This window comes from Trinickia terrae (assembly GCF_005144415.1).
GTDB classification, from domain to species: domain Bacteria; phylum Pseudomonadota; class Gammaproteobacteria; order Burkholderiales; family Burkholderiaceae; genus Trinickia_A; species Trinickia_A terrae.
In genome coordinates, this window is the sequence record NZ_SWJE01000020.1 from 57,629 (window position 1) to 80,334 (window position 22,706).

Consider the following 22,706-nt stretch of genomic DNA (forward strand, 5'->3'; position numbering starts at 1 on the left):
GCCGGCGCGCCGGTCTACAGCGACCGATGCAGCTCGGCGAGCGAAAGCGTCGTCTGAAAGAGCCGGTTGAGGCTGCGGCTCGCGTAGTGCCCCACTTCCCCTGGCTCGACCCAGCGAAAGGCGTCCATCTCGGGGATCATCACGCCATCCGAGCGGCGCGGAAACATCGAGGTGCAGACGCAGCGGCTCAGGTCGAGCTCGTCGTCCGCCGCGCGCGCCGCGAACAGGTGCAGGTCTTTGTCGCGGCGGTAGACGAAGCGCCCGAGGTCGTTGAGCCGCTGGGCCGCAAGCACGATGCCGGTCTCTTCGACAAGCTCGCGCAACGCCGCGGCGATCGGCGCTTCGCCTGGCTCGCCGTGGCCTTTGGGGATGTCCCAGTGCGTCGTGTCGGTTGCGTGCGCGAGCAGCACGCGGCCGCTGCCGTCTAGCAGCACGACGCCGCAGGAAGTCACGCGCTCGATCATCGCCGTCACTTCTGCTTCTGAAATTGCCATTGCCCGTTGCCGGTCTTGCAGTATTGCGGACGCAGCGTCATCGACTGCCTCTTCGCGCTCAGCACGGCCGTCATGCTCCGGCACGTGCGGCCGCCGTCCGTCGTCGTCTGGCTGATCGTGAGCATCGCATCGATCTTGACGCTGTTGCCCGTGCCCTCGTTCGTCCAGGTGGCCGTCTCGCCGTCGCGCTTGGCATCGAGCGCATGGTCGGCGGCCTTCAACAGCGAATCGATGTCGCGCTGGTGCATGTAGCTCATCGGGGTATCGTTCAAGAAGCTGTAGTTCGAGGCGTGGGCAGCGGCAGCGCCCGAGAGCAGCAGGCAGCAGGCAAGCGTGCGCAGCAGGGCGGAGGATCGCGTCGACATCGAGTTTTTCTCCTTGAGCGGTCGAGAGAATAGCACGCAGGTTACAGCGAGCCGGCCGACGTGAGGGCCGGCTCGCGATCGCTAGAGCGTGGCGCGGCCTCATGCCCGGCGACGGGCGCATCGGGCTCGTAGCCGTCGGTCAGCGTGTTCAGGAATGCGATGATGTCCTTGATCTCGGTCTCGTTCAGCGCGGGCTTGTCGCCCGGCTTGCGGTCGAACGGCGGGTCGGTGTTCAGGTTGGCCCAGTAGCGCTCGGGCAAGTCGTCGAACTTGCGGACCTTGCCCTTCACCACCGGATAGAACTTTTCCGGGTTGGTATCGCGCTCGGCATAAAAGCGCATCACCTCTTCGAGCGAGTGGTAGATCCCGTTGTGAAAGAACGTCTTGCGCAGCGCGACGTTGCGCAGCGTCGGCGTGCGGAACAACCCGCAATATTCGTCCCGGCCCTTCAGGTCGGTGCGCTCCGGGCCGCAGGCGCCCAGGTCGAAGAAACGCGGGTCCTGATTCACCTTCAGCGCGCGATTGCGCGGCACGCCGACGGCGATCAGGCCGAAATCGCTGAACTGCGGCGGCGAGCCGTCTCTCGCCGGCTTGCTCAGGTGGCAGCTCGCGCAGTTGCCCTTGCGCTCGTCGTCGAAAAGCTGCAAGCCACGCTGCTCGGCGGGCGTGAGCGTTGTGCGGCCGGCGAGGTACGCGTCGTATTTGCTCGTGTACGGATAGAACGTCCCTGGCGTCTGCTCGAAAATGCCGATCGCTTCGAGCACGGCGTCGAAGGCGGCGCGGTCGTCGTCGAGGACATGTGCGCCGAATGCCGCGCGAAACGCGTCCGCATACGGCGCGGCCCTCACGGCGGACGCCACGTGCGCAGGAGAACTGTGCATCTCGAACGGCGACAAGAGCGGGATGCGGGCCTGCTCGGCTCCCGTATCGACGCGGCCGTCCCAGGTCAGGCCGCCGGTCGGGCCGTTGTCGATGCTTTCGTCGCCTTCGTCGTCGGAATCGTGGAAGTGCTCCGTGAAGGCCGGCACCGACTGCAGGTACTTGAGCGTCGGCACGGCGCGGAAACCGGGCTGGCGCATGTCGGCGCCGCCTAGCTGCACGTCGAGCGCATTCGGCGGCCCGAACGCATGCGCGGGGCTGTGGCAGGTCGCGCACGCCTGCTTGCCCGAGCCCGACAGCGACGGGTCGAAGAATAGCTGCTTGCCGAGCGCCGTCTTCTGTCGCACGGCCTCGTAGACCTGGGCGCGCGTTTGTCCGCCCGCTTGGCCATCCTTCGATGAAGTCGGCACGGACAGCCCGTCGGCAGCGCTCATGGCTGAGCCAGGCGCATCGCAGGCAGCAAGACCGAAACACAGCAACGCCGCAGCAAGCGCGCCAGCTGGCCAGGCGAGCCTACGCGAAAGCCAAGCAGGAGAGCATCGGGGGAGTTTCATTTCAGCACGACCCAATCCGCGAAACCGGCAAGCATAGGCCATCCAAACGGCTGGCGGGCCACCTTGACGGCCCGCCGCAACACGGCCGCCAGTATTGCATTCGCTTCCATGATTCTGTCAAATCACTTTGCCACACTGCACTGTCGTCAACGCGGCCGGCCACGCCCGCATCGAAAACAACGAGGCCCCGGCTCCCACGTAAAGAGAGAGATCACGCATGAACAACAAACGGATCGGCGCGACGCTGCTGGCGCTCGCAGCGGCAGCCACCTTCGCAGGCTGCACCAGCCCGAGCGCCACGAAGCCGACGTTGATGGACGTCAAGACGGTGGTCGTCATCTACGCCGAAAACCGCAGCTTCGACAATCTATACGGGCACTTCCCCGGGGCCAACGGCCTGCAGAACGTCACGGCCGCGAGCGCGCGGCAGCTCGACCGCAACGGCGCCGCGCTGCCGACGCTGCCGCCCGTCTGGAACGGCCTCACGCAAACGGGCCTGACGCCGGCCGTCACGCAGGCGATGACGGTCAGCCTGCCGAATGCGCCGTTCGCGATCAACGATCCGAACGGCTTCAACACGCCGCTGTCCACGACGACGCGCGACCTGTGGCACCGCTTCTACGAGAACCAGATGCAGATCGACGGCGGCAGGAACGACAAGTTCGCCGCCTGGGCCGACTCCGGCGGCCTCGTGATGGGCTACTACACGATGAACGAAGCGTCGCTGCCGCTCTGGAAGGTCGCGCAGAAGTACACGCTCGCCGACAACTTCTTCATGGGCGCATTCGGCGGCTCGTTCCTCAATCACCAGTGGCTCATCTGCGCGTGCACGCCGGTCTATCCGAACGCGGACAAGAGCCCGGCGGCCACTTCGATCTCGGCGGTCGAGGCGGACGGCGTCACGCTGAAAACCGCGCCCAACTCGCCGGCGTCGGCGCTCGGCGGCCCGCCGAAGTTCGTGAACGACGGCAACCTGACGCCCGATTTCTACGCGGTCAACACGATGCAGCCCGCGTATCAGCCGAGCGGCAACAAGCCGGCGGCGGGCGGCGACAAGGCCTACGCGGACCCGCAGACCCCGACCACGCTGCCGCCGCAGACCCAGACCCATATCGGCGACCTGCTCAACGACGCGCACGTCTCGTGGGCCTGGTACGGCGGCGCATGGGGCGACGCGCTGGCCGCGGCCCAAAGCGGCCAAGCGGGCGTGATCAACGGCAAGAACCTGACGGCGCCGAACTTCCAGCCGCATCACCAGCCGTTCAACTACTTCGCCGACCTCGCGCCGGGCACGCCGAACCGCGCGCAGCACCTGCGCGACGGCGGCCTCGACGGCGCGGAGTTCATCAAGGCGATCGACGCGGGCACGCTGCCGCAGGTCGCGTTCTACAAGCCGCAGGGCAACCTGAACGAGCACGCGGGCTATACCGACGTCGCCTCGGGTGACCGCCACATCGCGGACCTGATCGCGCACCTGGAAAAGAGCCCACAGTGGAACAACATGGTCGTGATCGTCACCTACGACGAGAACGGCGGGTTCTGGGACCACGCCGCGCCGCCGAAGGCCGACCGCTGGGGGCCGGGCTCGCGGGTTCCGGCGCTCGTGATCTCGCCGTTCGCGAAGCAGGGGTACGTCGATCACACGCAGTACGACACGACGTCGATCCTGCGCTTCGTCACGCGGCGCTTCGCGCTGCCGGAGCTGCCCGGCCTCGTGGTGCGTGACAAAGCGCTGGCCGCGAACGGCCAGAAGCCGATGGGCGACCTGACGAACGCGCTCGATCTCAGAAGCGGCGCAGCGGAGTAAGCCGGCGTTGCATCAGGCGCGATGCAAAAGGGGCAGCCGAGGCTGCCCCTTTCTCATTGGCTCTGCGAGGAATGACGCCAATGCCCGCTGTGCCCGGCGCCGCCCATGTCAAAATCGCGCCTTCGCCGCCGCCCCAGGCGCGGCAAAACATCGAAACAAGGAATCGTCATGGATATCGACAAGCAGCTCGCAGCCCTAACCACGTCGGAATTGCAGACCGCCGGCGCCAGCCAGGCGACGGCCATCGCGCTCAGCGTCGTGCTGCGGCACTTGAACTCGCCCGAACTCGCGAAGCTGCTCTCAACGGCGTTCGAGAATCACCAGGCGACGATGCTGCAACGACCCTGGCCGGAGCAGATGCTGCAATCGTTCGAGGCGACCCGGCGCTTTCTGGAGGGTGCGGCCCAGCCGGGCGCGGGAACGGATAAGCAGAACTGAGAGGAAATGGAGTGGCCCCCCCACGAGGAATCGAACCTCGATTTCAGGTTTAGAAGACCCGTGTTCTATCCGTTGAACTATGGGGAGGCGAAACTGAAATTTTAAAGCGGACCGGACATTTGCACCGGGGGCCGCGATTATAACCGATCCCCCGCCCGGCCCGCGGCGGCCCGCGCAAAGGGCGAACCGCCGGACGCAGCGCTTACGCGGGTTGCGCGTGCAGCATGAACCATCCGAAGCACAGTGCGCCCGCGGCGATGCAGTAGATGCCGAACGTCGCCAGCCGGCCACGGCCTTCGAAATAACGCATCAGGAAGCGCACGCTCAGATAGGCGGCAATGGCGGTCAGCACGCCGCCGAGGATCGCATCGGCAAGCTGCGAGGGCGCGTGAAAGAGCTTCGGCACCTCGAGCAGGCCCGCCGCGAAAATGATGGGCGTGCCGAGCAGGAACGCGAATTCGGCGGACCTCTCGGCGGTCAGCCCCGCTGCGTTGCCGGCGATCATCGTGAGGCCGCTGCGCGAAAAGCCCGGAATCAGCGCGCCGACCTGCGCGAGGCCAACCAGGAACGCCTGCTTGAACGTGAGCCTTTCCGGCGCTTGATTCGCACGCGCACGTTGCAAGCGGTCGCCAAGCCACAGCAGCACGCCGTTGACGACCAGCGCCAGCGCGACGATGCGCAGATCATGGAAGATCCGCTCGAGGCGCTTTTCGAGGATCAGGCCGACGAGCCCGGCCGGTATCGTGCCGATGATGAGCGCCCACATCATGTGGCCGTCGTCGCTGCGGCGTCCGGCGAAGGTGCCGAACCAGCCGCCGATCAGCGCGATCCAGCGCTTGCGGAAGTACCACAGCAGCGCAAACGCGGTGCCCAGGTGCAGCGCGACGAGAAACGGCAGCAGTTGGGGCGCGTGCTTGTCGATGTGCATGCCGAACAGCGCGGGGGCGAGCAACGTATGTCCGAGGCTGCTGACGGGGAACAGTTCCGTGACGCCCTGCAGCACGCTCAAGAAGATCAAAAACCAGAGACTCACGCGTCGGTCCTTTTCGGTGGGAAGGTTGCAAAAGCGAGACGCGGACGGGTGAAGCCAGCGCCCGGCGGCGCACCCGATTATGCCTACCGGAAACCGGCACGCCAAGTTTTCAGGATTTTTTTGCGGCAGTGCGACAGCGCTCGGCTGCGCAAAAAAGGAGAAAAAAATCGAACCAGCGGTGGCCGAACGCAGGGACGCGGGCGGCGCAAGCCGCGGGGAGAGGCGGAAGAGGGAAACGCAGGCGGGCAAGCGCCCGGCCTGCCGGGCTAGGGCCTGTTCACACTAATAACAGGCTTGCGAACGGGCGAGCCGCCACGCGTCGTTATCGAGCGAGCTTGTAGAAGAAAACGACCGTACTGCCGGCGAACATGCCAAACAGCGCTAGACCCATTGCCATGGCGAGATCCATGCGTCCTCCTTCCCTTTGAAAGTGACAGGCTCGGCGGCGAGAAAATGCCAGCCCAGAGTGGGCATTATCCGCAACGCATTCTGTCGCGACACCCGCAGTTTCCCGATCAAGGGTTTCTCCGTAACATAGGGCGTCGCAAAATCGGCCTGTCGACATTTTTATCTTTTTTTCTCTTTTTTTGTTCCACGCCGCCCTTACGCGGCCTTACCCGATCCACTCGACCATGCCTCAATTCCAGCAGCAGGACATCCTCGAAATCGCGCAAGGCGAGGCGCTCTTGCGCATCGCGCCCCAGGCCGGCGGCCGGCTGCTGTCCTGGCACATCGGCGGCGAGCCGGTCATCCATTGGCCCGACGCTCCCGACTGGAGCCAGCCGGCCCGGATCCGCGGCGGCAATCCGCTGCTGTTCCCGTTTCTCGGCCGCCATCGAGTGGACGGGCGGATCGGCGAATGGCGCGATCAGGCGGGCGTGGTGCGCGTGCTGCCGATGCACGGCTTCGCGCGCGACCTGCCGTTTGCCTACGCGCTCGATGCGGACGGCCACGGTGTACGCATGACGCTGACCGACAGCGAGGCCACCCGCACCGCCTACCCGTTCGCGTTCCGCTTCGAGGCGGCCTACCGCCTCGCTGACGCGCACACGCTCGACGTCGAATTGACCGTCTCGAACCTCGGCGATGCGCCGCTGCCCCACTACGCCGGCCACCATTTCTACTTCACGCTGCCGCACGCGCTGCGCGGCGAGACGGTCGTGGAGCTGCCGCCTGCCTCGCGGCGGCATCAGGAAAGCGACGGCTCGATCAGCGCGCCCGTGCCCGGCGAGCCGTCCTACACGCTCGACGATCCGCGCATCCATGATCGCTTCCATTGCCTGACGGGCGTGCCTGTGCAGCCAGTGCGCCTGGTGAGCCCAAGCCTCGACCGTGCGATCGAGATCGATCTGCAGCGCCCGGGCTCGGCGCCCTGGTACGCGGTCACGACGTGGACGGAAGCCGACACCTCGGATTTCTATTGCGTCGAGCCGTGGCTCGGCCTGCCCGACGCGATCCACAACGGCCTCGGGCTGCGGTGGCTCGCGCCCGGCAAGAGTGAGACAGCCGCGCTGCGCATCACGGTCGCCTACGGCAAGTCCAGCCGTTAGAGGCCATACACGTACTGCCGCCGCACGCGGGGGCCGCCATGCGGCAGCGCGCCTTGCCTGCCCAAATCGGGCACGCGATCCGAAGCCGTTAAAATCAAACGTTTTGTACCCGCTGCCCGCGGCCTGGGAGGCTTTGTGCACGGCAGCGCTTTGCGAGGTTCAATGTTGAGAAGAAAAATGGGGCGGCTCGTGTGCGCATCGCTGGTCGCAGCACTCGCCGCGTGCGGTTCGGCCCCCGTCGGACCGGGGTTCTATCGAGTCGAGCGAGGCGACACGGTCTCGAAGATCGCCCGCGCCAACCGGCAATCGGTCCAGAACATCGTCCGCTGGAACAATCTCTCCAAGCCCGACGCCATCGAAGTCGGCCAGGTGCTGCGCGTCGCACCGCCCGCCAACTCGGCGACGGCCAGCCAGTCGAGCGCCTCGGCCGGCAGCGCTTCGAGCGGTGCTTCAGGCAGCGGCCCGCGCACGGGCGGCGCGGAGGCGCCGTCGAGTGCGGCAGATGCGTCCACGGTGAAGCCCGCGACCAGCATCGCGCTCGTCTGGCCCGCGCCGGGCAAGGTCGCGCGCGGGTTCGACGGCGTCAACTCGAAAGGCGTCGATATCGTCAATGCGCCGGGCACGCCGGTCGTCGCGGCCGCGGCCGGAACCGTCGTCTACGCGGGCAATGGCTTGCGTGGGTACGGCAACCTGCTGATCGTCAAGCACAACGCCGACTTCCTGACGGCCTACGCGCATAACCGCACGCTGCTCGTCAAAGAAGGTCAGCAAGTGTCACAAGGCGAGAAGATCGCGGAGATGGGCGACACCGACAACGACCGCGTCGCGCTGCACTTCGAGTTGCGCTACGGCGGGCGCTCGATCGACCCGGCGCGCTACCTGCCGGCGCGCTGAGGCAAGCCTGCGCCGGCCTCGCCGGCGCGGCTCGGCGGATCGGACAGCGCCCGAGGCCAAGCGCCGTCTCGCCTGACCTGGCGACGCCCGGCGTCGCTACGCCGGGCGTCGCCACGCTTGCTCAGCCGCCCGGACAGCGGATCGACGCGCCGCGCGAACGCGACCAGCACAATCAAAGCGAACGGGCACAGTCCGGCGAAGATCAAAAGCAGGTGCATGGCGATCTCGAACTTGGTATCCGCCGCATCATACGCGCGTCCCGAAAAGAGCATCATTTCGCACGCTAGGGATCTTCCACTAGCGGATGCAGCAAAATCCGCCCCTCCCCGCCGACCGCCCGCAGGCAGACAAAAAAAGCCCGGCGTGGCCGGGCTAACGGGGGTTCGGCGCATATAGGCAAAGGACCGGTTCACCATGCGCCGAGAACCAATCTAACAACGCTCGAAAGCATCGGCAATGGATTAACGACCGATATTCGCGAATAGGCGCATGAAGCAGGAGGAATGTCCGAGAAATGCGATTCGATTATCGATATGACGGATCGATAGACAGGATGAGCGGAAGGTTCCTCAGAACAAACATCGTCCGGAGGCATTGACGGCGGGTGATTTGGCGACGCGTCGGCACACGCGTAAAATCTGACGGATCGAGTTTGACGACGCGCATCGCGATTATTTATGCCTTCACCAGCGGATTTAATCCCGATTCAACCCCGGAATTTCCTCGGATTATTGGCAAGGCAATTCACGAATTCAACTGATATTCAGCGGCGCGATCTTCTTCATTCAATTCAAAATAACCGATAAAAAGACGAGACAAGGTGACACCCATGCTCCGCCCAAGCGACAGCTACAAACAGCTCATCGAAGGCTTCTCGTGGCAGATCCCCGAGCGCTACAACATCGGCGTCGACGCCTGCGACAAGTGGGCCGACGGCAACGCGCGCCTCGCCCTGATCTACGAGCGCCACGACGGCTCGCAAACCCGCTACACGTTCGACGAGCTCAAGCCGCTGTCGAACCGGCTCGCGAACAGCTTCGCGAAGCACGGCGTGGCGCGCGGCGAGCGCGTCGGCATCTTCCTGCCGCAGACGCCCGAGACCGCCCTCGCCCACCTCGCGGCATACAAGCTCGGCGCGGTCGCGGTGCCGCTCTTCGCCCTCTTTGGCGTCGAGGCGCTGCAGTACCGGCTGTCGAACAGCGGCGCCGTCGCGCTCGTGACCAACAAGCAGGGGCTCGAGAAAATCGCGGCGATCCGCGCCGAGCTGCCGGAACTGAAGAGCATCTACTGCATCGATGCCGACTCCGCCGATCCGGCTCCCGGCGCATCCGGCGTGCACGCGTTCTGGCCTGCGCTGCAAGGCGAATCCGACATGTTCGAACCCGTCGACACATCCGCCGACGACCCGGCCGTCATCATCTACACCTCGGGCACCACGGGCAAGCCGAAGGGCGCGCTGCACGGCCACCGCGTGCTGCTCGGCCACCTGCCGGGCGTCGAGATGCCGCAGGCGTTCTTCCCCGAAGGCGCGAAGCTGTTCTGGACGCCCGCCGACTGGGCGTGGATCGGCGGCCTGCTCGACGTGCTGCTGCCCGCCTGGCACCACGGCGTGCCGGTCCTCGCGCGGCGCTTCGAGAAGTTCGACGGCGACGCCGCGTTCGACCTGATGGCGCGCCACGGCGTCACCCACACGTTCCTGCCGCCGACCGCGCTGAAGATGATGCGGACGGTCGAGCGTCCGGCCGAGCGCTACCGCCTTGCGCTCTCCGCAGTGGCAAGCGGCGGCGAATCGCTCGGCGCCGAGCTGATCGACTGGGGCCGCGCGGCGCTCGGCGTCACGATCAACGAGTTTTACGGGCAGACCGAATGCAACGTCGTCCTGAGCTCGTGCAGCACGCTGTTCGAGCCGCGCATCGGCTCGATCGGCAAAGCAGTGCCGGGCCACGAGGTCGAGATCGTCGACGACGCCGGCCGCGTGCTGCCGCGCGGCACCGAAGGCAACATCGGCGTGCGCGCGCCAGACCCGGTGATGTTCCTCGGCTACTGGCGCAACCCCGAGGCGACGCGCGAGAAGTTCGCGGGCGACTACCTCGTGACGGGCGACGTCGGCGTGATGGACGAAGACGGTTTCGTGCGCTTCGTCGGCCGCAACGACGACGTGATCACGAGCGCCGGCTACCGGATCGGCCCCGGCCCGATCGAGGACTGCCTGCTCGGCCATCCGGCGGTGCGGATGGCGGCCGTGGTCGGCATGCCGGACGCGACGCGCACCGAGATCGTCAAGGCCTTCATCGTGCTGAACCCCGGCTTCGAGCCCGGCGACGCGCTCGTGCGCGAGATCCAGACGCACGTGAAGACGCGGCTCGCCGCGCACGAGTATCCGCGCAAGATCGCCTTCGTCGACAGCCTGCCGATGACGGCGACCGGCAAGATCATCCGCCGCGAGCTGCGCAGCGTGAAGGCGGAATGACCGCCGGGATCGATGGTTTATAGTTACGCCCGCTCGCTTTACACCACATCCATTCCATGACGTCCTCCGACACCTCAGCCCAAGGCTCCCACAGCCCGCTCTACATGAAGCTGCTCGCCGAAACCGCCAAGATCGGCTGGTCCGAGCTCGAACGGTTCTTCGCGCGCGGCGTGCTGCTGCGCGTGGCGCGCGATCTCGATCTGGTGAGTGTCGCGGAAGCCGTCGCCAACGACGACACGGCGCAAGTCGCGCAATGGCTGTCGGCCGGGCTCCTCGAGCGCGTGCAGGCCGAGACCGCCGCCGACTTCGCGGCGCGCGACCCGGACCTCTGGGCGGTCGTGGTCTCGCCGTGGGTCTGCGTGCAGGAACGCGGCTAGGCCGTTACCGCGTGAATCCGCGCGTGAACCCGGCGTCCGGTCCAGCACAGGCTACCGACAACCCAGCGCCCGAGTCCGCTCAGGGCGCGGCGGAGCACGCCGCCCACGCCCTGCCGGCGCACTGGCACCGCCGCGTGCTGACGCTCGCCTTTCCGATCGTCCTCGCCAATCTCACGCAGCCGCTCCTGTCGGCGGTCGATACCGCCGTCGCCGGCCATCTGGACGGCGCGGCCTATCTCGGCGGCGTGGCGCTCGGCGGCCTCTTCTTCAGCTTCGTCTTCTGGGGCTTCGGCTTCCTGCGGATGGGGACGACCGGACTCGCCGCACAAGCGTTCGGCGCACAGGATCACGCCGGCCTGCGCGCGAACGTCGTGCGCGCGCTCCTGCTGGCGTTCGCGATCGGCGCAGCCGTGCTCGCACTGCAAACGCCGCTGATCCGCGTGGCGCTCGCCGCCCTCGGCGGCAGCGAGGCCGTACAACAGAACGCGCGCGCCTATTGCCATGCGCGCATCTGGGCCGCGCCGCTCGCGCTCGGCAACTACGTCGTGCTCGGCTATCTGCTCGGCACGCAGCGCGTGCGTCTCGCGCTCGTGACGCAAGTCTTCATCAACGCCGTCAACATCGTGGCCGTGCTGCTCTACGTCTACGTATTCGGCTGGGGCGTCGCCGGCATGGGCGCCGCCACCGCGACGGCCGACGCCTGCGGCTTCGTGCTCGGCGCGTTCATCCTGTGGCAGCTGCGCCCGCGCGGCCTGGCGGCGCTCGACGGCGCGTCGCTGATGAACGCGGCCGCGCTCAAGCGCCTCGTCGCGATCAACCGCGACATCTTCATCCGCACCCTCTGCCTGCTCTCGGCGTTCGGCTGGTTCGCGCACGCCGGCGCGGCGCAAGGCGATGCGACGCTCGCCGCCAACGCGCTCCTGCTCAATTTCCAGACCTTCATGGCATTCGGGCTGGACGGCTTCGCGCACGCCGCCGAAGCGCTCGTGGGCGCGGCGCTCGGCGCCCGGAACCGCGACTCGTTCCGGCATGCCGTCAAGGTGACGCTCATGTGGTCGGTGCTCGGGGCGCTCGTTTTTTCGGCGGTCTATTGGAGCGCGGGCGCGTGGATCGTCGAGCGGCTGACCGACCAGAGCGCCGTGCGCGCCGCAGCCGAACGCTATTTGCCGTGGGCGGCGCTGTCGCCTGTGGTCTCGGTCTGGGGTTTTCTGCTCGACGGCGTGTTCATCGGCGCGACGCAAACGCGTGAGCTGATGAAAGGGATGGCGATCTCGTTCGCGGTCTTCATGATCGCGTCGTGGCTGCTCGTCGGCCCGCTGGCGAACCACGGCCTGTGGCTCGCGCTCACGATCTTCATGGCCGCGCGCGGCGCGACGCTCGCCGCCTTCCTGCCGCGTCTGGCCGCGAGCTTCGGCTCATCAGGCAGCCGCGCTCGCGCGGCGGCGCCGTCCTGACGCCGTCATTGCGGCGCAACCGGCCCATCGACCATCGGCGGCGGCCGGTCGTCGGTCGGCACGCCGTGATAGTCCGGCGGGTCTTGAGGCGGCGCGTGGTGATGCGGGGCGTCGGCGCACGCAGCGAGTGTCGCCGCGAGCAGAATTGCGATGGCGATGCGCGTCATGAAGGCTCTCGTAGCAGTGAGGAACGGGAAAAAGAACGCGCAAGTCTAAATGAAAACACCGGCGCGGTTCGCTTCCACGGTCCCGCCCTTACTAAGCGCCGACAGCGGCCGGCGCACTGCGCAAAATCGAACGCGATCACGAATTTCCCGCGCATGTCCTACTATGTACGAGTGGCTGCAATCGCGAAAAGGAGACTGCCATGGATGCTGAATCGATCGCTGGGCTGGTCGGGCTCGGAGTAGGTCTCTTGGTGCTATTGGCGCTGACGATCTTCGAATCGCGGTCGTACAAGCGCGAGCACAACGGTGAAGGGATGGTGCATCACTGGCTCGCGGAGCATCACATGCTCAATTGGCGGCGCAAGCACTGACGTTGCAACGTCTCGAACTCATCAGGGGTTGCAGGCGCAGGCCTGCAACCCCTTCTTCGTCATGCCGCGACGCCGCATGCGCTGGCACGCAAAGTCGCCGGGCGCAATGGTTTGCGCCGGGACCCGCCGGCGCAAGCCATCGCCTCGATGCGGCGGCCGCGCATGCGCTTAGCGGCGTTTCGTAATTCCATATCGGAAATCGTTGGTTTTCGGCGAGGCCGGCTCGCCGTAGATTCGGTGCTTTCGACATCCCACCCGAAACCACCGAACGATGAAACACGACACCCCCTCTAGCCTCGAGCGGCGCGCCTTGCTGAAGGCATCGCTGGCGGCGGCTGCCGGCACCGTGATCGCGGGAGCCGGTGCGCTCACGCCCTTCGCCGCCGCGCGCGCCGACAGCGGCAAGGTACTGCGCGTCGGCTACCAGAAGTACGGCACGCTGATCCTGCTGAAAGCGCGCGGCACGCTCGAGAAACGGCTCGCGCCGCTCGGCGTCAAGGTGGAGTGGCGCGAATTTCCGGCCGGCCCCCAACTGCTCGAGGGACTGAATGCCGGCGCGGTCGACGTCGGCACTGTCGGCGAGACGCCGCCGATCTTCGCGCAGGCGGGCGGCGTCGATTTCGTCTACATCGGCAACGAGCCGCCCGCCCCCGCCGCGGAGGCGATCGTGGTGCCGCACGATTCGCCGGTCAAGACCGTCGCCGACCTGCGCAGCAAACGCGTTGCGCTCAACCGCGGCTCGAACGTCCATTTCCTGCTCGTGCGCGCGCTCGAAAAAGCCGGCCTCAAGTACACCGACATCCAGCCGAACTACCTCACGCCGTCCGATGCCCGCGCGGCGTTCACGCAGGGAAGCATCGACGCGTGGGTGATCTGGGATCCGTACCTCGCCGCGATCGAGCGCCAGCAAAACGCGCGCGTGCTGACCGACGGCACGGGGCTCGTGAAGAACCTCCAGTACTACGTCGCGACGCGCAGCTACGCGAGCGCGCAGCCGGCCATCGTGAACGCGCTGCTCGACGAGATCGCCGCGCTCGATGCGTGGAGCACGCAGCATCTCGCCGACGTCGCGGGGTTGTTGGTGGGGCAAACGGGTCTGGACGGCGCGACGATCGAGCTGGCGGTCAAGCGCACGACGTTCGGCGTCACGCGCATCACGGAGGCGACGCTCGCCTACCAGCAGCAAATCGCCGACACGTTCAACGACCTCAAGCTGATTCCGAAGCCGCTGACCGTGGCGGACGCGCGCTGGAAAGCATGAGCGCGGCGATGGTCTGAAGATTGGAACTGGGAAAAGATCGGTTGCGAATGCAACCGATCAACAACCGGAGAGCCATTGACAAGCCGTCCCGCGAATCACTGCTGCTGCCAGCGCGGCACGCACTCGAAGCGCAGGTCGGCTTCGCGCGGGCTGAATCCGCGCACGCCAAAGGTGCCGATATCGACCTGGTGCATGGCCTTATCCTCCTGCTCGCAGAACTCCGCCGCGTGCCCAATGCTCACGTTCATCAAATGACGCCAGGAAACGATCGGGTTGCTGGTCCTGGCCGTCACCGAGTAGCGCTCGCGAGCGTCCCGCTGGATCGGGGAGACGCTGGTACAGCTGCACAGCAGCAAAGTAATGGAGAGCGCGGTATAGATTCTCATCGGCGAACAGCGGTTGGAGTTGGGCGATTCTGTCGTGCGGCCTGCATTCGCGCAAGCATCGGAAAACAATGACGGGCGCTGCCGCGCCCGCCCGAAAGCCCAATTTATATATCCAACCGCCAAATCCGAGCCATAGGAGAAATCCTATACTCGCGCGCCATTCATGACGCGCCTGCGCCGCCTCACTCGTTGGCAATGAGCCCCGTGCGCTGCTGCGCGCCCCAGCTCCGGCGTCCGCTCAGGAAATGCAGCCAGCCGAGCGCCGCCCCCATATGCCGTAAGAGTTGGAAAGAGAAAGGCTCGGCGAGCGCCGCCAGAATCGCCATCGACAAATGCGAGCCTTGACGATCGGCCGTCCAGCGCCGGTACAGATGCACTGACCAGAGATGAAACGCGAGATCCACCACGATCTTTGCGAGAATCACGCCCGACACCGACAGCGCAATCGCGAACCGCCCGGTGAAGAGAAACATCAGCAGCAGCACGAACGCCGTCAGCCCGTAGATCGGCTGGACCGTATCGATCGCCTTGACCGGCATCATCAAGAGGCCAAGCGCGCCGTAGCGGCGATTGCCCGTGATGTCGCGATTCCAGTATTGCGTCTGCAGGAAACCCGCGAACCAGCGCCGCCGCTGACGCAGGAAGCTCGCGAGCGTGCCGGGCGCGTCGGTGTGGGCGCGCGCGTCGCCGATCACGCGCACGCGCCAGTCCTGGCCGTGCTCGACCGCATAGCGGCGCAGGCGATGGATCAGCTCGTAGTCTTCGACGAGGCACTGCGGATCGAAGCCGCCGACCTTCAAGAGCGCGTCGCGCCTAAAGCACGCGAAAGCGCCCGACACCAGCAGCAAGCTGTCCGCGCTCATCCACGCAAAGCGCGAGATGAAGTTGCGGATGTACTCGTAGGTCTGGAACCACTGGAAGAAGCGGCCGGTCGCGTCCTTCGCGCACAGCGGCGTGAGAATGCCCGTCGCCGCAACCAGCTCCGGCTCGGCCGCGAACGCCCGGCACATCGCGGCGCACGCGTCGGGCGCGACGCGCGTGTCAGCGTCAACGGTCAGCACGGCGCCGGTGTCGAGCGCCGTGATCGCGGCGTTCAGCGCGCGCGCCTTGCCGCCATGCGGCACGCGCAGCCAGCGCAGCGACGGATATGTCCCGCTTGGCGCGCTCAATTGCCCTTCCTCGGGCTGGACCAGGCCGTATTCGCCGGCGAGCAAGGCGGCGGTGCCATCGGTCGAGCCGTCATCGGCGATGACGATCTGCGCCGGCGCGACGGTCTGCTCGAGCAGGCCCTTGAGCGTCACCGGCAGCACCGCCGCTTCGTTGTAGGACGCCACCACGACGCCGAGCGTCGGCAACGGCGCATCGCCCGGCGCGTCTGGCCGGCGCTTGAGCAGCGGCAAGGTCTTGAACGTGACAAAACCCAGCAGCAGCGTGTCGTAGATCACGTAGGCGATGCCGACCGACCACGCCACCACGCCATGCAGCATGAACGCACGCGCAAAGAGCGTGATCCACAGGATGAGCACGCCGCCGTGAATCAGCACGCTGGCCGGCGATGTGCCGCGCGGCGACATGCGCGGCGACATGCGCGCGAAGGCTTCGTCGAGCGCCTCGGGCTCCATGCCCGCACGCTTGCGCGGGTTGGCGTGCGGCGTACGCTGCCGCTTCGGCGCGAAGGCCGGATGCGTAGGCGAGCTCATGGCAGCATCCGGCGCAAGACGGATTCACGGTCGATCAGCTCATGCTTGAGCGCCCCGCCGATGTGCAGCGCGAGCACTGCGTAAAGCACGTAGCCGAACCAAGTGTGCACGGCGCCGAACACGTCGTGCAGATGCTCCTTGAACGCCGGATCGAGATTCATGACGGAACTGAAGCGCGGCCACGGCACGAGGTGGAACAACACCAGCGGATGCGTCGCCGCGTCCTTCCACGCCGAATCGTGCAACCAGCCCGATAGCGGCAGGCCGATCATCAACACATAGAGCAACAGATGCGCGGCATGGGCGCTCGCGCGTTCCCACGCGGGAAACGCCTTCGGCAGCGGCGGCGGCCGATGTCCGGCGCGCCACAGGATGCGCAGCAGCACGAGGCCGAGCACGGTGATGCCGATCGACTTGTGCGTGTCGATGACGGGGCGGATCCAGTCGTCGGGGAGTAAATCGACAGAGAGGGCGAGCGCGACGTTACCGATGATGCCCACGGCGATCAGCCAGTGGAGAATCATCGCCGTACGGCTGTAACGTGAAGCAGGCTCGGCTCTATGTGGCGAGCCCGGCGGGGAGGCGGGGATTTCTGCTGGCGTGGTCATCGGTGGCTGATCTGGCGTTGGCTGTCTTCAAAACATCGAGTAGCGTCGCGTGCAGCGCGTTTGCCGCCGCTCGCGTATACCCAAAACAGGGAGACGGCGTAGTTTATTCCCTGGATAAATTACGCGCAGAGCGAAGCCCCGAAGGAAATGCGCGACAGGCGAAGAACGTAGAGGAGCGACGCGCCGGGAGAGCCGAACCCGGCCCGGGTCCGCCGTCAAATCACGAGCGACGGCTGGAAAAAGAAAAAGGACTTACGGCGTGAGCTCGTAAGTCCTTGAATTCGTTGGTCGGAGCGATAGGATTCGAACCTACGACCCTCTGATCCCAAATCAGATGCGCTACCAGGCTGCGCTACGCTCCGACGAATCGGCGATTCTATCGCGCACAGCTATCATCGGTCAATCGCAAATTCCGCCTTCACTGCCCGCCCATCGACCGATATAGTCTCTGCCCATCCATCCCTGGTCCGCGCAGCGCAGCGCACTGGATATGGCAACGCAAGCAAACGGAGACGATCATGAATCTCATCCTGTGGCGCCACGCAGAAGCCGAAGACACCGCCTCGAGCGATCTCGCCCGCCAGCTCACGCCGCGCGGACGCAAACAGGCGCTCGCCGTCGCCAAATGGCTACGCAGCCGTCTCGAGCCCGACGCCGTGATCCTCGTCAGCCCGGCCGCCCGCACGGTGCAGACCGTCGAACCCCTTACCGACCAATACCGCGTCGTGAAGGAGATCGCGCCGGGCGCCAGCGTGAGCGACGTGCTCGAAGCCGCGGGCTGGCCCGACGGTGTCGCGCCGACGGTCGTCGTCGTCGGCCACCAGCCTACGCTCGGACGCGTGGCGTCGTTCCTGCTCACCGGCCAGGAAACCGAATTGGCGCTCAAGAAAGGCGGCCTCTGGTGGCTCTACAAGCGCGAGCGCAACGGCGACGACCAGGTCATCGTGCGTGCTGTCATAACACCGGACCTTGCGTGAAACGGGTGTGTCGGGATTACAACTTGTCATCCCATGGACACGGATTTGCCACGTAAAAGTCATCCCTGGTTACTACATTGGCGGGAACGTTGCATCCCACCAATCTCGATCAGGAAGACTCATGCGAGAACTGCCGACGCCTGACCTGTCCCTCGTCTCGATTTCCCTCGATTCCCGCCGCCGCCTGCCGCGCGCCGAGGAAACCGTCACCGCGCAGCACCGTCTGCAAGTGGCCTGGGCGCGTACCGAGGAGGAGCTGCGCGAAGCCCAGCGGCTGCGCTACCGCGTCTTCGCCGACGAAATGGGCGCGCAAGTCGCCGGTCCCGCCGGCCTTGACGTCGATTCGTTCGACGCCTACTGCGACCATCTGCTCGTGCGCGATCTCGACACGCTCAAAGTGGTCGGCACCTATCGCGTGCTGCCGCCGCACCAGGCCGCCCGCATCGGCCGCCTCTACGCGGAAGGCGAGTTCGATCTGTCGCGCCTCACGCACTTGCGCTCGAAGATGGTCGAAGTCGGCCGCTCGTGCGTGCACCCGGACTACCGCAGCGGTGCGGTGATCATGTCGCTGTGGGGCGGTCTCGGCGCGTACATGACGCAAAACGGCTACGAGACGATGCTCGGCTGCGCGAGCGTGCCGATGGCCGACGGCGGCCACTTCGCGGCCAACCTCTATGCCTCGTTGCGCGACCAGGCGCTGACGGCGCCGGAATACCGCGCGTTCCCGCACACGCCGCTGCCGGTCGAAGAGCTGCAAACCGGCGCGACGGTCGCCCCGCCGCTGCTGATCAAGGGCTACCTGCGTCTCGGCGCGAAGATCTGCGGCGCGCCGGCCTGGGATCCCGACTTCAACTGCGCCGATTTCCTGACGCTGTTCCGCCTGTCGGACATCAACGCGCGCTACGCCCGCCACTTCCTCGGCGACACGGTAGCCGCGCGCTGACGTTCCGCGCGCAGGACGCAAGCAAGACGCAAGAAAAAGCCCGATTGCGGTAACGCCAATCGGGCTTCTCTTTTTGGGGTCGCTGCTACCGCAGCGTAAAGTCACTGCCTCATTGCTCGTCCGTATAAACCACACGATACGGAATGCCAACCTTCTCCCATTCCGCCGCTTCCTGGATCAGGCTGTAGTCGGTCAGCGGATTGTTCGCGACCCACTCGTTCGGCACCCTTACCTCATAGCCGCCGTTCGCCTGCGAGACGAGAATCCCCGGCAGGCCGACATCGGTGCGCCGGCGGCACAGCAACGCCGCGAGCCGCAGGCAGAACAGCAGCGGCCATTCGACGTCGCGCGATTGCGACAGCTTGCCGAGCTTGCCCGCGTGGCCGAGCACGAGCGCGGCGAGCCGCGCCTGGTCGGTGCGCGAGAAGCCAGGCATGTCGGCGTTGCTGGCGATGTAGGCCGAGTGCTTGTGATAGGCGCTGTGCGAAATCGACAGCCCGATCTCGTGCAGCGAGGCCGCCCAGCCGACGAACATCCGGTTTTCCTCGGCGGTTTCCTGATCGGGCTCGCCGAGCTGGTTGTAGAAGGCGACGGCCAGGTCGCGGATGCGGTCGGCTTGCGGCCGATCGACGCCATAGCGCCGCATGAAGCCCTCGACCGTCACCGCGCGCATGTCCTCGTGCTGCGAACGCCCCAGCAGGTCGTAGAGGACACCCAGGCGCAACGCGCCGTCCGTGGTGTCGACGTAATCGACGCCAAGCTCCTCGAACACGGCCAGCATGATCGACAAGCCGCCCGCCAGCACCGGCACGCGGTCCGGCTTGAGCGCGATGAGCTTGAGGCGGTTGACGTTCTCGGCCTTGATGAGCGCGCGTTTGAGCCGCTCGAGGCCGCCGCGCGAGATGCCGTGCGTGATGCCGGGGTCGTTGAAGCCGTTCGCCTCGACCAGCTCGGCCAGCGCGCGCGCCGTGCCCGATGAGCCGATCGCCTGGTCCCAGCCGGTCTGCTTGTACTCGCGCGAGATGATCTGGATTTCGCGCTTGGCGGCGAGCTCGGCCTGCCGCATCGTGTACTCGTCGACGTTGCCCGCCGGGAAAAACGCGCGGCTGTGGCTCACGCAGCCGATATAGAGACTCTCCATGATGAGCGGCGTGTAATGCGAGCCGATGATGAACTCGGTCGAGCCGCCGCCGATGTCGACGACGAGCCGCTTGCCCGAGATCGCCGGCACCGAATGCGCGGCTCCGGCGTAGATGAGGCGCGCCTCTTCGCGGCCCGCGATCACTTCGATCGGAAAGCCCAGCGCCGCTTCGGCTTCGACGAGAAACTCGCGCGCGTTCTTCGCCACGCGCAGCGTGTTGGTGGCGACGGCGCGCACGTGGTCGGGATGAAAATCGCGCAGGCGCTCGCCGAAGCGCTTGAGTGCGTCCCATGCGCGCACCTGCGATGCGCGATCGAGCATCTTTTCCGCCGACAAACCCGCAGCAAGCCGGACCGGCTCGCGCAGTGCATCGACTTGGTAGATCTGGCTGCCGGCTGGGGTCTCCTCGACACGTCCGACGATGAGCCGGAAGCTGTTCGAGCCGAGATCGACGGAAGCCAGAAGATGTGGTGTTGTGACCATCGGGTGAAGAGGCTCCGTTCGCGAACGCGATTTTGCCCGCGAGATGGGGGCAGTAGCGCGGTTCAAAGACGCCATTTTAAGCATAGAGCCCTCGCAGTGCCATTCATTGACAACCCGATGAACAGCGCACGTCCGATACCGACCTCACTGTCTCAAATTAGATGAAATACCGCGTAGAATTGATGACAACGCGTACGTCACGACACTGTCACCCAATTTTGAGACCCTCCGAGCGAATTTTCGAAACCCCATCCGAACCCTCCCTATCCCAGCCGATGGCCCAGCGCTACCCGCTTCTGAACCGCGAACTGGGCATCCTGGGCTTCAACGAGCGCGTGCTCGCCCAGGCCGCTGACCCTTCCGTCCCGCTCCTCGAGCGCCTGCGCTTCATCTGCATCACGAGCAGCAACCTCGACGAATTCTTCGAAGTCCGCATGGCCGGGCTCCAGGAGCAGATGCGCGACAACCCCGGCTCGCTGTCGCCTGACGGCATGTCGCTGCAGCACGTCTACGACCTCGTCGTCGAGCGTGCGCAAAAGCTCGTGCACCGTCAGTACGCGATGCTGCACGACACCGTGCTGCCCGCCCTCGAGCAGGAAGGCATCTACTTCCACGGCACCGACATGTGGAACGAGGCGCAGACCGAATGGGCGCGCCACTACTTCTTCAACGAGCTGCTGCCGGTGCTGACCCCGATCGGCCTCGATCCTGCACACCCGTTCCCGCGCGTGCTGAACAAGAGCCTGAACTTCGCGATCGAGCTCGAAGGCAAGGACGCCTTCGGCCGCCAGGCAGTGATGGGCATCGTGCAAGCGCCGCGGGCGCTGCCGCGCCTCGTGCGCATGCCGCAGGAGCTCTCGGGCTTCGCGCACGGCTTCGTGCTGCTGAGCTCGCTGATGCAGCGCTTCGTCAACGAACTGTTCCCCAACCTCGTCGTGCGCAGCTGCAACCAGTTCCGCATCACGCGCAACAGCGAGCTGTTCGTCGACGAGGACGAAATCACGAACCTGCGCGTCGCGCTGCAGGGCGAGTTGCCCGCGCGCCATCTCGGCAACGCGGTGCGGCTCGAAGTGTCGGCGGAAACCCCGCCCTATCTCGTCAAACGTCTGCTCGACGAGAGCGGCCTCACCGAGAAGGACTGTTATCGCGTCGATGGCCCCGTGAATCTCGTGCGGCTCATGCAGCTGCCCGAGATGGTCGACCGGCCCGATCTCAAGTTCGTACCGCACATTCCGGCGATTCCCTCGTCGATCGCCAATTCGCCGAATCTCTTCGATGTGATCGACCGGGGCGACGTCCTGCTGCACCACCCGTACGAGAGCTTCCAGCCGGTGCTGGAGTTGCTGCTGCAGGCCGCCAAGGACCCCAACGTGGTCGCGATCAAGCAGACCATCTACCGCACCGGCACCGATTCGCCGCTGATGGACGCGCTGATGCAGGCTGCGCGCAACGGCAAGGAAGTGACGGTGGTGGTCGAATTGCTGGCGCGCTTCGACGAGGAGACCAACATCAATTGGGCCGCGCAGCTCGAAGCCGTGGGCGCGCACGTGGTGTACGGCGTGGTCGGCCACAAGTGCCACGCGAAGATGATGCTGATCGTGCGGCGCGTGACCGCCGGCGGCAAATCGGTGCTCAAGCGCTACGCGCACCTCGGCACCGGCAACTACCATCCGCGCACGGCGCGTCTGTACACCGACTACGGCCTGATGACCGCCGACCAGAAGATCTGCGAGGACGTGCATCACGTGTTCCAGCAGTTGACGGGCATCGGCGGCGAGCTTGCGCTGCATGAGCTGTGGCAGTCGCCGTTCACGCTGCACCCGCGGCTCGTCGAAGCGATCCGCGCCGAAGCGGAACACGCGCGCGCCGGCAAGAAGGCGCGCATCGTCGCGAAGATGAATGCGCTGCTCGAGCCGACCGTCATCGCGGAGCTCTACGAAGCGTCGCAAGCGGGCGTGAAGATCGATCTGATCGTGCGCGGCGTGTGCTCGCTGCAGCCGGGCGTGGCCGGGCTCTCGGAAAACATCACCGTGCGCTCGATCGTCGGGCGCTTTCTCGAGCATCACCGGATCTTCTATTTCTACGCGGACGGCGCCGAAAACGTCTATCTGTCGAGCGCCGACTGGATGGACCGCAATTTCTTCCGGCGCGTCGAAGTGGCGTTTCCGATCAAGAACCGGCGCCTGAAGCGCCGCGTGATCGCCGAAGGCTTGTCGGCATTCCTCGGCGACAACCAGTGCGCGTGGCTCATGCAAAGCGATGGGCACTACCGGCGCCGCCGTCCCGGCAAGTCGATCCGCAACTCGCAGCTCAACCTGCTCGCCAAGTTCTGTTCATAGGGTAAAGGCCGGCGC

The 22,706-nt window shown here is 66.0% G+C and carries 22 protein-coding genes and 2 tRNA genes; 12 read left to right on the top strand and 12 right to left on the bottom strand.

The features are described 5' to 3' along the window. Positions 1-14 precede the first annotated feature (14 nt). From FAZ69_RS29065 to FAZ69_RS29075, 3 genes are read right to left on the bottom strand one after another with little or no spacing between them, the layout of a single operon-like run. Complete coding sequence (locus FAZ69_RS29065) at positions 15-464, bottom strand: NUDIX hydrolase (RefSeq protein ID WP_136898593.1); 450 nt, start codon at positions 462-464, stop codon at positions 15-17. A gap of 5 nt (positions 465-469) precedes the next feature. Then, positions 470-859 (bottom strand): RT0821/Lpp0805 family surface protein, encoded by a 390-nt coding sequence (locus FAZ69_RS29070; protein ID WP_136898548.1) that lies wholly within the window; start codon positions 857-859, stop codon positions 470-472. 41 nt (positions 860-900) lie between these two features. Then, positions 901-2,292 carry a cytochrome-c peroxidase gene (locus FAZ69_RS29075; protein WP_136898549.1) on the bottom strand — a complete coding sequence of 464 codons (1,392 nt, stop codon included), beginning with the start codon at positions 2,290-2,292 and terminating at the stop codon, positions 901-903. A gap of 217 nt (positions 2,293-2,509) precedes the next feature. On the opposite strand from FAZ69_RS29075, the gene FAZ69_RS29080 reads away from it, so the two are divergent. Continuing rightward, positions 2,510-4,099, top strand: coding sequence for an acid phosphatase (locus FAZ69_RS29080; RefSeq protein WP_136898550.1), 1,590 nt, complete (start codon positions 2,510-2,512; stop codon positions 4,097-4,099). 168 nt (positions 4,100-4,267) lie between these two features. Beyond that, positions 4,268-4,537 (top strand): hypothetical protein, encoded by a 270-nt coding sequence (locus FAZ69_RS29085; protein ID WP_136898551.1) that lies wholly within the window; start codon positions 4,268-4,270, stop codon positions 4,535-4,537. Between the two features lie 12 nt (positions 4,538-4,549). On the opposite strand, the gene FAZ69_RS29090 is transcribed toward FAZ69_RS29085, so the two are convergent. Both FAZ69_RS29090 and FAZ69_RS29095 read right to left on the bottom strand, forming a co-directional pair. Continuing rightward, a tRNA-Arg gene (locus FAZ69_RS29090) sits at positions 4,550-4,624 on the bottom strand. A gap of 115 nt (positions 4,625-4,739) precedes the next feature. After that, positions 4,740-5,570, bottom strand: a complete 831-nt coding sequence (locus FAZ69_RS29095; protein ID WP_136898552.1) for an undecaprenyl-diphosphate phosphatase — start codon at positions 5,568-5,570, stop codon at positions 4,740-4,742. A gap of 632 nt (positions 5,571-6,202) precedes the next feature. Here FAZ69_RS29095 and FAZ69_RS29105 point away from each other — a divergent pair. Beyond that, the gene (locus FAZ69_RS29105) at positions 6,203-7,120 is read left to right on the top strand and encodes an aldose epimerase family protein (protein WP_136898554.1); all 918 of its coding nucleotides are present in this window, start codon (positions 6,203-6,205) and stop codon (positions 7,118-7,120) included. 162 nt (positions 7,121-7,282) lie between these two features. After that, the gene (locus tag FAZ69_RS29110) at positions 7,283-8,014 is read left to right on the top strand and encodes a peptidoglycan DD-metalloendopeptidase family protein (protein ID WP_169708797.1); all 732 of its coding nucleotides are present in this window, start codon (positions 7,283-7,285) and stop codon (positions 8,012-8,014) included. On the opposite strand, the gene FAZ69_RS29115 is transcribed toward FAZ69_RS29110, so the two are convergent. Beyond that, positions 7,996-8,289 (bottom strand): hypothetical protein, encoded by a 294-nt coding sequence (locus FAZ69_RS29115; protein WP_136898556.1) that lies wholly within the window; start codon positions 8,287-8,289, stop codon positions 7,996-7,998. The two genes, FAZ69_RS29110 and FAZ69_RS29115, sit on opposite strands and share 19 nt — an antisense overlap. 554 nt (positions 8,290-8,843) lie before the next feature. Between FAZ69_RS29115 and FAZ69_RS29120 the strand changes: the two genes are divergently transcribed. Genes FAZ69_RS29120 through FAZ69_RS29130 form a run of 3 tightly spaced genes read left to right on the top strand, consistent with a single transcriptional unit; the run spans position 8,844 to position 12,315 of the window. Next, entirely contained in the window at positions 8,844-10,484 is a 1,641-nt protein-coding gene (locus FAZ69_RS29120; RefSeq protein ID WP_136898557.1) for an acyl-CoA synthetase, read from the top strand. Positions 10,485-10,540: 56 nt separating this feature from the next. Further along, entirely contained in the window at positions 10,541-10,861 is a 321-nt protein-coding gene (locus FAZ69_RS29125) for a DUF2288 domain-containing protein (RefSeq protein WP_136898558.1), read from the top strand. A 23-nt stretch (positions 10,862-10,884) separates the two neighbouring features. Further along, positions 10,885-12,315 carry an MATE family efflux transporter gene (locus FAZ69_RS29130; protein WP_169708802.1) on the top strand — a complete coding sequence of 477 codons (1,431 nt, stop codon included), beginning with the start codon at positions 10,885-10,887 and terminating at the stop codon, positions 12,313-12,315. Positions 12,316-12,320: 5 nt separating this feature from the next. Here the strand turns inward: FAZ69_RS29130 and FAZ69_RS33465 are convergent, their stop codons facing one another. Further along, positions 12,321-12,482 (bottom strand): hypothetical protein, encoded by a 162-nt coding sequence (locus FAZ69_RS33465; protein WP_169708798.1) that lies wholly within the window; start codon positions 12,480-12,482, stop codon positions 12,321-12,323. Between the two features lie 200 nt (positions 12,483-12,682). Between FAZ69_RS33465 and FAZ69_RS33470 the strand changes: the two genes are divergently transcribed. Then, the gene (locus FAZ69_RS33470) at positions 12,683-12,853 is read left to right on the top strand and encodes a hypothetical protein (protein WP_169708799.1); all 171 of its coding nucleotides are present in this window, start codon (positions 12,683-12,685) and stop codon (positions 12,851-12,853) included. A 271-nt stretch (positions 12,854-13,124) separates the two neighbouring features. Beyond that, positions 13,125-14,114: a sulfonate ABC transporter substrate-binding protein gene (locus FAZ69_RS29135; RefSeq protein ID WP_136898560.1), complete on the top strand. Its 990-nt coding sequence runs from the start codon at positions 13,125-13,127 to the stop codon at positions 14,112-14,114. Between the two features lie 95 nt (positions 14,115-14,209). Here FAZ69_RS29135 and FAZ69_RS29140 read toward each other — a convergent pair whose 3' ends face one another. The 4 genes from FAZ69_RS29140 to FAZ69_RS29155 form a co-directional block, all read right to left on the bottom strand. Then, a complete protein-coding gene (locus tag FAZ69_RS29140) occupies positions 14,210-14,500 on the bottom strand; it encodes a hypothetical protein (RefSeq protein WP_136898561.1) in 291 nt (96 codons plus the stop codon). 182 nt (positions 14,501-14,682) lie between these two features. After that, a complete protein-coding gene (locus FAZ69_RS29145) occupies positions 14,683-16,122 on the bottom strand; it encodes a glycosyltransferase family 2 protein (protein ID WP_136898594.1) in 1,440 nt (479 codons plus the stop codon). Between the two features lie 74 nt (positions 16,123-16,196). Further along, complete coding sequence (locus FAZ69_RS29150) at positions 16,197-16,808, bottom strand: cytochrome b (RefSeq protein ID WP_136898562.1); 612 nt, start codon at positions 16,806-16,808, stop codon at positions 16,197-16,199. Between the two features lie 285 nt (positions 16,809-17,093). Then, positions 17,094-17,170: transfer RNA gene (locus FAZ69_RS29155), tRNA-Pro, on the bottom strand. A 153-nt stretch (positions 17,171-17,323) separates the two neighbouring features. On the opposite strand from FAZ69_RS29155, the gene FAZ69_RS29160 reads away from it, so the two are divergent. Together FAZ69_RS29160 and FAZ69_RS29165 are read left to right on the top strand one after the other, a co-directional pair. Beyond that, positions 17,324-17,785, top strand: a complete 462-nt coding sequence (locus FAZ69_RS29160) for a SixA phosphatase family protein (RefSeq protein WP_169708803.1) — start codon at positions 17,324-17,326, stop codon at positions 17,783-17,785. Positions 17,786-17,906: 121 nt separating this feature from the next. Further along, complete coding sequence (locus FAZ69_RS29165; protein WP_136898564.1) at positions 17,907-18,728, top strand: GNAT family N-acetyltransferase; 822 nt, start codon at positions 17,907-17,909, stop codon at positions 18,726-18,728. A gap of 109 nt (positions 18,729-18,837) precedes the next feature. Here FAZ69_RS29165 and ppx read toward each other — a convergent pair whose 3' ends face one another. Next, positions 18,838-20,427, bottom strand: coding sequence for an exopolyphosphatase (gene ppx / locus FAZ69_RS29170; protein ID WP_136898565.1), 1,590 nt, complete (start codon positions 20,425-20,427; stop codon positions 18,838-18,840). Between the two features lie 200 nt (positions 20,428-20,627). On the opposite strand from ppx, the gene ppk1 reads away from it, so the two are divergent. Continuing rightward, positions 20,628-22,691: a polyphosphate kinase 1 gene (gene ppk1, locus FAZ69_RS29175; protein WP_136898566.1), complete on the top strand. Its 2,064-nt coding sequence runs from the start codon at positions 20,628-20,630 to the stop codon at positions 22,689-22,691. Positions 22,692-22,706 lie beyond the last annotated feature (15 nt).